General features: G+C 31.8%; 10 protein-coding genes. 7 read left to right on the forward strand and 3 right to left on the reverse strand.

Annotated elements, in window-relative coordinates:
- Positions 1 to 173: 173 nt before the first annotated feature.
- On the forward strand, positions 174 to 2,498 hold the full coding sequence (locus CW733_RS06225) for a T9SS type A sorting domain-containing protein (protein WP_100996377.1): 2,325 nt from the start codon (positions 174 to 176) through the stop codon (positions 2,496 to 2,498).
- 80 nt (positions 2,499 to 2,578) lie between these two features.
- Here CW733_RS06225 and CW733_RS06230 read toward each other — a convergent pair whose 3' ends face one another.
- Positions 2,579 to 3,532 carry a phosphoribosylaminoimidazolesuccinocarboxamide synthase gene (locus tag CW733_RS06230; protein ID WP_100996378.1) on the reverse strand — a complete coding sequence of 318 codons (954 nt, stop codon included), beginning with the start codon at positions 3,530 to 3,532 and terminating at the stop codon, positions 2,579 to 2,581.
- A 258-nt stretch (positions 3,533 to 3,790) separates the two neighbouring features.
- On the reverse strand, positions 3,791 to 4,747 hold the full coding sequence (locus CW733_RS06235) for a PhoH family protein (RefSeq protein WP_100996379.1): 957 nt from the start codon (positions 4,745 to 4,747) through the stop codon (positions 3,791 to 3,793).
- Between the two features lie 122 nt (positions 4,748 to 4,869).
- On the opposite strand from CW733_RS06235, the gene CW733_RS06240 reads away from it, so the two are divergent.
- The 6 genes from CW733_RS06240 (at position 4,870) to CW733_RS06265 (ending at position 11,297) form a co-directional block, all read left to right on the forward strand.
- On the forward strand, positions 4,870 to 5,706 hold the full coding sequence (locus CW733_RS06240; protein ID WP_100996380.1) for an S-adenosyl-l-methionine hydroxide adenosyltransferase family protein: 837 nt from the start codon (positions 4,870 to 4,872) through the stop codon (positions 5,704 to 5,706).
- Positions 5,707 to 5,782: 76 nt separating this feature from the next.
- Positions 5,783 to 6,079 (forward strand): putative quinol monooxygenase, encoded by a 297-nt coding sequence (locus CW733_RS06245; RefSeq protein WP_100996381.1) that lies wholly within the window; start codon positions 5,783 to 5,785, stop codon positions 6,077 to 6,079.
- Positions 6,080 to 6,187: 108 nt separating this feature from the next.
- Positions 6,188 to 6,982, forward strand: a complete 795-nt coding sequence (locus tag CW733_RS06250) for an SDR family oxidoreductase (RefSeq protein WP_100996382.1) — start codon at positions 6,188 to 6,190, stop codon at positions 6,980 to 6,982.
- Positions 6,983 to 7,019: 37 nt separating this feature from the next.
- Positions 7,020 to 9,413, forward strand: a complete 2,394-nt coding sequence (gldG, locus tag CW733_RS06255) for a gliding motility-associated ABC transporter substrate-binding protein GldG (protein ID WP_100996383.1) — start codon at positions 7,020 to 7,022, stop codon at positions 9,411 to 9,413.
- Between the two features lie 167 nt (positions 9,414 to 9,580).
- Positions 9,581 to 10,699, forward strand: a complete 1,119-nt coding sequence (gene dnaN / locus CW733_RS06260; protein ID WP_100996384.1) for a DNA polymerase III subunit beta — start codon at positions 9,581 to 9,583, stop codon at positions 10,697 to 10,699.
- A gap of 211 nt (positions 10,700 to 10,910) precedes the next feature.
- Positions 10,911 to 11,297: a hypothetical protein gene (locus tag CW733_RS06265; RefSeq protein WP_100996385.1), complete on the forward strand. Its 387-nt coding sequence runs from the start codon at positions 10,911 to 10,913 to the stop codon at positions 11,295 to 11,297.
- Between the two features lie 123 nt (positions 11,298 to 11,420).
- Here the strand turns inward: CW733_RS06265 and CW733_RS06270 are convergent, their stop codons facing one another.
- Positions 11,421 to 11,759 carry a DUF4870 domain-containing protein gene (locus CW733_RS06270; protein WP_100996386.1) on the reverse strand — a complete coding sequence of 113 codons (339 nt, stop codon included), beginning with the start codon at positions 11,757 to 11,759 and terminating at the stop codon, positions 11,421 to 11,423.
- Positions 11,760 to 11,899: the final 140 nt, after the last annotated feature.

Here is an 11,899-nt window from a genome sequence, read left to right on the forward strand (position 1 = left end):
GCTTCTCTTTTTTTTATAAATGTATTGAAATAATATGAAAGAATTAATTTGCTAGTAACAATTAAACAACATCAAAAACTATAATAAACTAATAACAAGCAAACTACACAAGCACTCTTGTTCATTGTTTTTTTTTATATTTACGTAAAATTTATTTTCTAAAATTCTAAATTATGATTAAAAAAACTACTTTAAACGTGAACTCCATACTGCTTTGTATTGTGTTTGTAATGTGTGCGTTTTCTACTGAAGCCCAAGAACGTACTTGTGGTATGGTAGAATACATGCAAGAACAAATGAAAAACCCTGAATATGCTAAACAGTTTAAAATTACTCAAGCAAAATTTAAAAAGCAATTAGAAAAAAACCTAATCGGTAACTACAATAGAAGAGTGGACCCAATTATTATTCCCGTTGCAGTTCATTACCCTGAAGCTCAAGAGTCTGACAGAGCTTGTTTAGAAGCTTTAGCTCAAAACCAAATAGATATATTAAACGAAGACTTTACTGGTACAAATCCTGATATCGCTGGATGGACAGCTGCTGCTCCTTATTATCCAAATACAAATACAGGTGCTGCAAATTTTCTGTTTTGTATTGCAACAACAAATCACCCAATAGGTTTAGATTCTGATATGGTTGAAGGAGGTCCAGCTGTTACCATTGGTTATAACTTTGGTAATGGTAACGAAACCGATTCTAACTGGTCTGGTTATATGAATTTTTTAGTTAAAGATATTGGTGGAGGTCTTTTAGGCTTCTCTCCTTATCCAGGAAGTATTGCTAATGGTGATTCTGTAACTATGAATTTAGGCGCTTTTGGTTCTGGTGCTGGATGTCCAAATTCTGGTATTGTTCCTGGTGCTCCTTACGATTTAGGAAGAACTGTAACTCATGAACTTGGTCATTTTTACAACTTAGATCATGTTTTTGGATCTTGTTCTACAGATGATGGTATAGCAGACACTCCTAATCAAGGCAACTCAAATGGTGGCTGTCCAGCATTAAATAGTGAGCCAGCTTGTGATCCTACAGAGCAAGAATTATTTCAAAGTTATATGGATTACACAAACGATGCTTGTATGTTTATGTTTAGTGCAGGACAAACAACAGTAGCAGAAGCTTACGTTATGTCTATTCAATCTACGTTTAAACCAAATGTAGTACAATGTTCTGCCGCTCCAGATTTTGATTTAACTACAACAAATTCTGAAGAAAATATTTGTAATCCTACAAACACAGCAGCATATACTATTAATTATGTCGCTACAGGTGGAAATACAGATGCTACAACATTTACAGCAACAAATCTACCACCTGGAGCAACTGCTTCTTTTAGCCCTACATCTTTAAGTGCAGATGGATCAACACAACTTACTTTAAGTAATTTAAGCACTCTTGCTTCTGGAAACTATACTATTACAGTTACAGGAACAGGAATTACAACAAACTCTATTTCTGTAGACTTAAATGTAGATGGAGCTATACCAACTACTCCATCCTTAGTAAGTCCTGCAAATAGTGCAACAGACACACCAATTACCTTAAACTTAGACTGGAGCCCAATTACAGGTGCAACAAGTTATACTGTTGAAATGGCTACTAATACAGCTTTTACAGCTAACTACACATCTAATGTTGTTACTAATAATAGTTTTAATACTCCCGAATTAACATCTGCTACTCAATACTTTTGGAGAGTAAAATCTATAAATAGTTGTGGTGAGTCTTCTTATTCAGCAACAAGAAACTTTACAACTGCATCAATTGCATGTGTAACTTATAATTCTACAGAAAACAACATTAATATCCCAAGTACTGGAAATACAGCACACGTAATTACATCTACAATTAATATTACAAGTGATACAACAATAACAGACTTAAATTCTACTATAAACATCACTCATGTTTGGGCAGGTGATATGGAATTAATGTTAACATCACCAAATGGAACATCTGTTATTATGCTAGTTAATAGTAAATGTGATGATGGAACAGATGATATTGCGGTAACTTATAACGACCAAGCTACTGGACCTGTTATTTGTAGTAGTACCGCTCCTTCTGTTGGAGGAATCATTCAACCTGAAAACCCTTTATCTGTTTTTAATGGAGAAAGTACTTTTGGAGATTGGATACTTACTGCTACAGATGGATATCCTTCTGCAGATGGTGGAACATTTTTAAACTATTCTATCGAAATTTGCGGAACAACTTCTTTAAGTGTTGATGAGTTTAGTTTAGCCAGCTCTTTATCTTTATGGCCAAACCCATCTCAAGGAGAAATAAACGTTTCTTTTAACACTCAAAATAATGATGCTGTTAATGTTAACCTTTACGATTTAAGAGGTCGTTTAATAAACAAACAATCTTTTAAAAACACGTCTGGTGTATTTAACAAAGCAATACAATTAGGCGACTTAGAAAGTTCTGTTTATATTTTAAGCATTGAAAATGCTGGGCAAATAATTAATAAACGTATAATAATTGAATAAATATTTTATTTAATCTTTAACTAAAAAAAAGACCTCACAGTTATAAAAACTGTGAGGTCTAATTTTTTTTGTAAAAAATATTATTGCGCTAAATAAGCTTCTACATTTTTACTAATACGTTCTTGAATATTAGAAACATCTGCTTTTACAAATGGTTCTCCCATGATATTCTCATATAATTCAATATATCTTTCTGAAACAGTTTCAATATATTCATCGGTCATTTCAGGAACTGTTTGTCCTTCTAAGCCTTGAAAATCGTTAGCAATTAACCATTGTCTTACAAACTCTTTAGAGAGTTGTTTTTGTTCTTCGTTTTTATCTTGACGTTCTTGGTAACCTTCTTTATAGAAATAACGTGAAGAATCTGGTGTATGGATTTCGTCTATTAATACTATTTTTCCGTCTTTTGTTTTCCCAAATTCGTACTTTGTATCTACAAGAATTAAACCTCTAGAGGCTGCTATTTCTGTTCCGCGTTGAAAGAGTTTTCGTGTATAGTCTTCTAAAACAATATAATCCTCTTCGCTAACAATAGCTTTACTAATAATATCTTCACGCGAGATATCTTCATCGTGATCTCCCATTTCTGCTTTTGTAGCAGGCGTAATAAAAGGCGAAGGAAACTTATCGTTTTCTTTTAAACCTTCTGGCATTGCAACACCACAAAGCATGCGTTTTCCTGCTTTATATTCTCTTGCTGCATGTCCAGACATATAACCACGAATGACCATTTCTACTTTAAAAGGTTCACACAAATGCCCAACTGCTACGTTAGGATCTGGTGTTGCTGTTAACCAATTAGGTACTAAATCTTCGGTAGCTTTCATCATACTTGTTGCTATCTGGTTTAGTATTTGCCCTTTAAACGGGATGCCTTTTGGCATGACAACATCGAAAGCACTAAGCCTATCTGTTGCTACCATTACCAACTCTTTATCGTTGATATTATATACCGCTCTTACTTTTCCTTTGTAAAGATTTTTTTGATTTGGAAAATTAAAGTTAGTGTCTGTAATTGTGTTATTAGCCACGAATTGAATAGTTTTAGTTGTGTGTGTGTCCTAAAAATTTAGGAGTTACAAAAATATTGATAAATTTTAAATTTTATATCATAACAAGTAGAGAAAGGGTGTTCTTGTTCCTTTCTTTTTTAACAGATTGTTATACCTCTCAAAAAAGTGGTTTGCAATGACGTAAGTTTTTATGTATAGCCCTGATTGTAACGGCATCCTTTTTTATTTTTCTTAAAAAAGATATAGTGGAAAGCAGGTTCCTGGCTCCAGAAAAGACTATGCATCTATATTCTCAATGTTTCTGTAGGCAGCAATTACAGCTTTAACTAGTTTATGGCGCACTACATCTTTATCGTCTAGAAAAACCATACCAATACCGTCTATATCTTTTAAAACCAATAAGGCTTCTTTAAGACCGGAAACGGTACGTCTTGGTAAATCTATTTGTCCTGGATCTCCTGTTAATAGGAACTTTGCGTTTTTTCCCATACGTGTTAAAAACATTTTCATTTGTGCATGAGTGGTGTTTTGTCCTTCGTCTAAAATTACAAACGCGTTGTCTAACGTACGACCACGCATAAAGGCTAAAGGTGCTATTTGTATGGTTCCGTTTTCTATGTATTGTGCTAGTTTTTCGGGAGCAATCATGTCTCGAAGTGCATCGTATAAAGGCTGCATGTATGGATCTAATTTTTCTTTTAAATCGCCTGGAAGGAAACCTAAGTTTTCTCCTGCTTCTACTGCTGGACGCGTTAAAATAATACGTTTTACCTCTTTGTTTTTTAATGCTTTTACTGCTAATGCAACTCCTGTATATGTTTTTCCTGTTCCTGCTGGACCTATAGCAAAAACCATATCATTTTTATTCATTAGCTCTACCAATTTGCGTTGGTTTGCTGTTTGTGCTTTTATTAGTTTTCCATTAACGCCGTGCACTATTGTTTCTCCGCTTTTTGCAGTGGTATTATAATCGTCGCTAGTTTTACTTGTTAGTACACGCTCGATTGCGTTTTCGTCTAATTTTTTATGTTTGATAAAATGCTTTATTAGCATTTTTAGTTTTCTATTAAACTCGTCTAAAAGCTCCTCTTCTCCAAAAGCCTTTATTTGATTGCCTCTGGCAACAATTTTTAAATTGGAAAAGTGCTTTTTTATTAGCTTAATATTTTCATTTCCTGGTCCAAAAAATTCTTTTGGAGTGATTTCTTCAAGTTGAATTATTATTTCGTTCAAAAGCGTATCGTTTTAATTAAGAATTTATAATCTATTTTCTTAGTTTTGTTCTGTGTTATAAACTTAATGAAGTTAGAGCACTTATATTCGCTAAAATCAAAATAAATATCAACAATTACTAAATGGCAATTATCACTTTAACAACAGACTTTGGTGAGAAAGATCACTTTGCTGGTGCGATAAAAGGCGCTATTTACAGCGAAATGCCAGAAGTAAGAATTGTTGATATCTCTCATTCTGTTTCTCCTTTTAATATTCCTGAAGCTGCCTATATTATTCAAAATGCTTACAGTAGTTTTCCTGATGGCACAATACATATTATTGGCCTAGATTCTGAAATTAATCAAGAAAACAAACATATTGCTATAGAGTTAGATGGACACTTTTTTGTATGCGCTAATAATGGAATTATGAGTATGATTTGTGCAGAAATCTCACCTAAACAAATTGTAGAAATTAATATTCACGATAAAATTGAAACGAGTTTTCCTGTGCTAGACGTTTTTGTGAAAGTGGCTTGCCATATTGCTCGTGGTGGAACTTTAGGTGTCATAGGTAAAAGTATTAAAACTATTAAGCCTATTAGAAATCTTGAGCCCTATGTTAACGATGAAAAAACACAGATTATAGGCAGCATTATTTATATTGATAACTATGGTAATGTGGTAACAAATATAAAAAAGGCATTTTTTGAGAACATACAAAAAGGACGTGCTTTCGAAGTCTCTGCAAGAAGCCATAAGTTTAAGAAAATACATGCTAAGTATAGCGATATTGTAAATTTTGATACGCCTGAAGAGAACCGAAACGATGAAGGTCGTGGTTTGGTGGTTTTTAACTCGTCTAACTATTTAGAGATTGCTATTTATAAAGGTAATACTGGAAGTATTGGTGGTGCTAGTTCTTTAATGGGATTAAAACTTAGAGATACCGTTAGTATTAATTTCTTAAAAAATTAATTGCAGTTAACAATAAACAATTGCTAACTCAAACCGATAACTGATAACTGATAACTGATAACTGATAACTGATAAAATGTTTGTAAGAATTGTGAAATTGAGTTTTGCTGAAGAAAATATTGAGCAATTTCTCGCTAATTTTGAAACTGTAAAACAAAAAATACGCAACTTTAAAGGTTGCCAGTTTCTTGAATTATATCAAGACAAAAACAATACAAATATTTTTTTTACTTATAGTTATTGGGCTACTGAAGACGATTTAAATAACTACAGACATTCTGATTTATTTAAAGGTATTTGGGCAGAAACAAAACCCATGTTTAATGCTAAGCCTGAAGCTTGGAGTGTGGATAAACTGGAGAGTTTGGCATAGTAAACTACGATTAATGAATTTTAAATTATGAAATTGATTTAACCCTATTTACTGGTAGTCGTTATTTTAGAAAAAACAAGAAGAATGAGTAAAATTTATTTTTAACCTATGAGTTTCACGGATAAAGTTATTTGGATTACTGGAGCATCGTCTGGAATAGGCAAACATTTAGCTATTGAATGTTCTAATCTAAATGCAAAACTTATTCTATCTTCAAGAAACATAGAAGCTTTAAAAGCGGTTAAAACACTCTGTAAAAACCCACTAAACGTTAAATTAATTACATTAGATTTAGAAGATTATACTACTTTTAAAACTAAGGTAACCGAAGCCATTTCTTGTTTTGGCTCTATAGATATTCTAGTAAACAATGGAGGTATTAGCCAACGTTCTTTAGCACAAGAAACAAGCATTGACGTAGACAAACGTATAATGGATGTTAATTACTTAGGAAGTGTTGCTTTAACAAAAACGCTTTTACCTCTTTTTATTGAGCAACAAAGTGGCCATTTTGTTGTTACTACAAGTATAGTTGGCAAAATTGGTACACCATTACGTTCTAGTTATGCTGCGAGTAAACATGCTTTACATGGTTTTTTTGATAGTTTACGAGCAGAAATACACACAAACAATATAGCTGTAACTTTGGTTTGCCCTGGTTTTGTTAACACCAATATATCTTTAAACGCTTTAACAGGTAATGGCAAAGCACAAAATAAAATGGATAATGCTACCAAAAATGGATTAGCGCCAGAACGTTTTGCCCAGTTAATGGCTAAAGCAATATATAAAAAGAAGCAAGAAGTTTATATTGCTGGTTTTAAAGAAAAACTAGGCATTTATACAAAACGCTTTTTTCCAAAATTGTTATCTAAAATGATACGTAAATTAAGCGTAACATAAATTTAGTAAGTACTTTTACAAAAATATTAAAATTTAAATGCTAGCACTCTTAAAAAAAGAAATAAACTCATTCTTCGCTTCACCAATTGGTTATTTGGTGATTGCTATATTCTTATTATTAAATGGCTTGTTTTTATGGCTATTTAAAGGAGAATTTAATATTTTAGATTATGGTTTTGCAGACCTTTCTTCTTTCTTTCTACTTGCACCTTGGATTCTTATTTTCCTTATTCCTGCTGTAACTATGCGTAGTTTTAGCGATGAGAAAAAACAAGGAACTTTAGAGCTTTTATTAACCAAACCAATCTCGAATTTACAAATTGTACTCGGTAAATATTTTGGTGCTTTTTTATTAATAGTTATTGCGCTTATTCCCACACTTCTTTATGTCTATACGGTTAACCAATTAGGCAAACCTGTAGGTAATTTAGATGTTGGGAGTACTTTAGGTTCCTATTTTGGACTCTTATTTTTAGTCGCTGCTTACACAGCCATTGGCATCTTCTCCTCTACTCTAAGCGATAACCAGATTGTGGCTTTTATTATAGCCGTTTTTCTTTGCTTCTTATTTTATGTCGGTTTCGAAGGTTTAGCAGATGTTTTAGGTGGTTTTGTAGAACAAATAGGCATGGCTTCTCATTTTAAAAGTATGAGTCGTGGCGTTTTAGATACGCGAGATATTATTTACTTTTTAAGTGTTACAGTATTATTTATCTTTTTAACTGTAAAGCGTATTAATGCAGAAGGTTCTCAACCTGTAAAATGGTTGCATCTTGCAATAATACCAATAGCATTAATTGTTTTAAATATTATTAGTTCTTCTTTCTACCAGCGTTTTGACTTGACTTCAGACAGTCGTTACACTTTAAACAAAGCCTCTTTAAACGTGGTTAAAGATGTTGATTCTCCAATAGTAATCGATGTGTTTTTAGAAGGAGACGATTTTCCTTCTGAATTTAGAAGACTCCAAACTGAAACAAAACAATTGTTAGAAGAGTTTACAGCCTATAATAGTAATATAAAATTCAATTTTATAAATCCTATTGAAGACGAAGCGACTAGAGATCGTGCTATTGCTCAACTTACAGAACGTGGTTTAACACCAATGCAATTAAGCGTTCAAGAAAATGGAAAGCAATCGCAACGTGTTATTATTCCTTGGGCTTTGGCTAGTTATAATAATCAAACGGTAGATATTCCTTTAGTTAAATACAAAGTAAATGCAAACCAGCAAGAGTTAGTTACTAATTCTGTACAGCATTTAGAATATGCTTTTGCCGATGGTTTAAGTAAACTTATAAACCCTAAAAAGAGGAAAATTGCTGTTTTAAAAGGAAATGCAGAATTACCAGATATTAAGATTGCAGACTTTCTAAAAACACTTGGTCAATACTATTACATTGCTCCTTTTACGTTGGATAGTGTTGCTACAAACCCACAAAAGGCATCTAAATCTTTAAACACTTACGATTTAGTAATTGCTGCAAAACCAACAGAAGCATTTTCTGAAGAAGAAAAATATGTACTTGATCAATACACCATGAATGGAGGAAAAAGCCTTTGGCTTATAGACCAAATTAACATGGAAAAAGATAGCCTATTTAACCCTCAAGGTATGAACGTTGCAGTACCTCGTGATTTAAATTTAACGAACTTCTTTTTTAAATATGGTGCACGAATAAACCCATTATTAACAAGTGTTAAGAGTCAAAACATTGGAAGGATAACTTTAGAAACAGGTCAAGATGAAAGTTTAAAGCTTCAACATTTCCGTTGGCCTTATTCGCCTTTGGCTTTAAGCGATATAAATCATCCTATTACAAACAATATAAACTTTGTTAAGTTTGATTTTGCAAACCAAATAGACACGCTTAAAAACGATATAAAGAAGACTATTCTACTTAAAAGTGATATGCCAAGTCGTTTAGAAGGTGCTCCAAAAGAAATTAGTTTAAGTTTTGCTTTACAAGAACCGCCTTCAGAATTATTTACAAAAGACAGGCAGAATCTTGCAGTACTATTGGAAGGTGAATTTACCTCGGTTTACAACAATCGTGTAAAGCCTATTAAGCTTGAAAATGATAAAACTAAAAGCTCTGAAACTAAAATGATTATTGTAGCAGATGGCGATGTTATTAAAAATGATTTAGACAAAGGAAGGCCAACCGCTTTAGGATTCGATAAATGGACAAAAGAAACGTATGGAAACAAAGAATTCTTACTAAACGCTGTTAACTATCTTTTAGACGATGACGGACTTATAAACATTCGAAGCAAAGAAGTAAAAGTTGCTTTCTTGGATCAAGCAAAGATTGCAAAAGAAAAAACGAAATGGCAAACCATAAATATTGTATTGCCTTTATTGCTTTTAGGCTTGTTTGGGTTTGTTTTTAACTTTTTAAGAAAACGTAAATACGCTAAAAAGGCTTAAAATTAGCATTGTCTTTTTTTTATTTTTGTAAAAAAAATCTGTTAATAAGTTTGTTTCTGTTTTAGACTGTTAAACTCTATATTTGTAGTAAGATTAAGTTTGTTTTATATTCATTTATCAACCATTCTTAAAACCATAATACAGACCATAAATACCACATAAATAAGATGAAATTTATAGTATCAAGTACATATTTACTTAAGCAATTACAAGTATTAGGAGGTGTAATTAATAGCTCTAATACTTTACCAATTTTAGATAATTTCCTTTTTGATATTGAAGATAACTCACTAACTGTTTCAGCAAGTGATTTAGAAACAACAATGTCTTCTAAATTAGATATTGAAAGTGATAGCAAAGGAAGTGTTGCAATTCCTGCTCGTTTATTACTAGACACTTTAAAAACGTTTCCTGAACAACCGTTAACGTTTACAGTTGAAGAGAATAACACAGTAGAAATTAGCTCTAACCATGGTAAATATGCTTTAGCTTATGCAGATGGTGCTGAGTTTCCAAAAGCTGTCGCTCTAGAAGATCCTTCTAGCACAACAATAGCAGGACACATTTTAGCAACAGCTATTAGTAAAACTATTTTTGCTGCTGGAAATGATGATTTAAGACCAGTAATGAGTGGTGTTTTCTTTCAGTTTTCTACAGATAATTTAACGTTTGTAGCTACTGATGCTCACAAACTTGTTAAATATACACGTGAAGATGTTTCTGCTTCTCAAGTTGCAGAATTTATTATGCCTAAGAAACCTTTAACATTGTTAAAAGGAATTTTATCTGCAAGTGAAGAAAATGTAACTATTGATTATAACGATTCTAACGCAAAATTCACATTTGAGAATACTGTTTTAATTTGTCGTTTAATTGATGGAAAATATCCTAATTACGAAGCAGTAATCCCGAAGGAGAACCCGAATAAATTAAGCATCGATCGTACTCAATTTTTAAACTCTGTAAAACGTGTTAGTATATTCTCTAATAAAACAACACACCAAATTAGATTAAAAATTGCTGGTGCAGAATTAAATATCTCTGCCGAAGATATCGATTACTCTAATAAAGCTGAAGAACGTTTAACTTGTGATTACCAAGGAGACGATATGCAAATTGGCTTTAACTCTCGTTTCTTAACAGAGATGTTAAACAACCTTAGTGCTACAGATGTGCAATTAGAGATGAGTATGCCTAATAGAGCTGGGATTTTAACTCCTATTGATGGATTAGATGAAGGTGAGCATGTAACAATGTTGGTGATGCCAGTGATGTTAAACAGCTAGTTCTGTAGATTCTAAACACAACAATGAAATAAGTTTTCATTTAATAAAAAATGACTAATATTACAAAACGCAACCTCTCGAGGTTGCGTTTAGCTTTAGAATACTACTGTAGAACGAGTAATTTTGTGTTTAATATAAATTTAATTGATGTTTGCATAGCCTAAAAAAAAATCTCTTGCGGATTTTACCATGCTAACAAATCTATAATAAAATGAAACATCAAATTAAAATAATTCTATTAATACTGTCTTGTGTAACATTATTTAATTGTAGCTCAGATGATGACTCAAGTGAAAACATTAATAGTGATAATGATTTTATTGGAGAATGGTTACGTACCGACTCTACAGACAGTATTCAATATAAAATAGTTTTTACAAAACAAGTTTTAGAAAGTGACACTAGAAAAATAGGATATATTATTAGTAGTGTAACCTATAGTACTGGAGAAGCTACTTCTAGTTTAGGTGATTTTAATTGGACTATTAATAACGACATATTGACTTTAGATGATGTTGTTACAACATTTCAATTTTTATCAAATGGAGAAATTTTACTATTACCAGGTTTTTCAGAATTTGAATTTGTAAAACAATAATAAGACTTTTAAACATATATAATTAAAAAACGCAACCTTTTCAGGTTGCGTTTCTCTTTATCTTAAAATAAAATTCAACTAACTAACAAAATTATAAGATAAAGGTATTTTGTTTATACTTAACTAGTTTATAAAATTATAGCTTAATGGATAGGTTGGATTTTCACCGTTATTAGCTTTAATAGCATTAATAATTGGAAACAATACCGAAACAATACCCAATACTATAAAGCCTAATAAGCCAAGTCCAAATAATAGAATTAAAGGAATACAAATAATAAAGTTCACAATTAAACTTAACTGAAAATTAATAATTTTCTTTCCTTGCTCGTCTATTTGGTAATTCTCATCTTTTTTAGTAAACCATATTATTAATGGCACTATTAAACCTCCAAAACCTGTAATTGCTGTTAATAATTGACTTAAATGGGTTAAAACTAATAATTGTCTATCTTCTTTCATAGCGTTTTGATTTAGTATGCTGAAATAAATACAGCTGATTGATTGATACTAATAAGACGCATGAACTTATAAAATGTTACAAGAAAACAGAAAAATCTACTTTTTATTTATAGTTTCACTAAAGAAACTCTCTCTTAAAA

It is taken from the genome of Lacinutrix sp. Bg11-31 (genome assembly GCF_002831665.1).
Taxonomy (GTDB): domain Bacteria; phylum Bacteroidota; class Bacteroidia; order Flavobacteriales; family Flavobacteriaceae; genus Lacinutrix.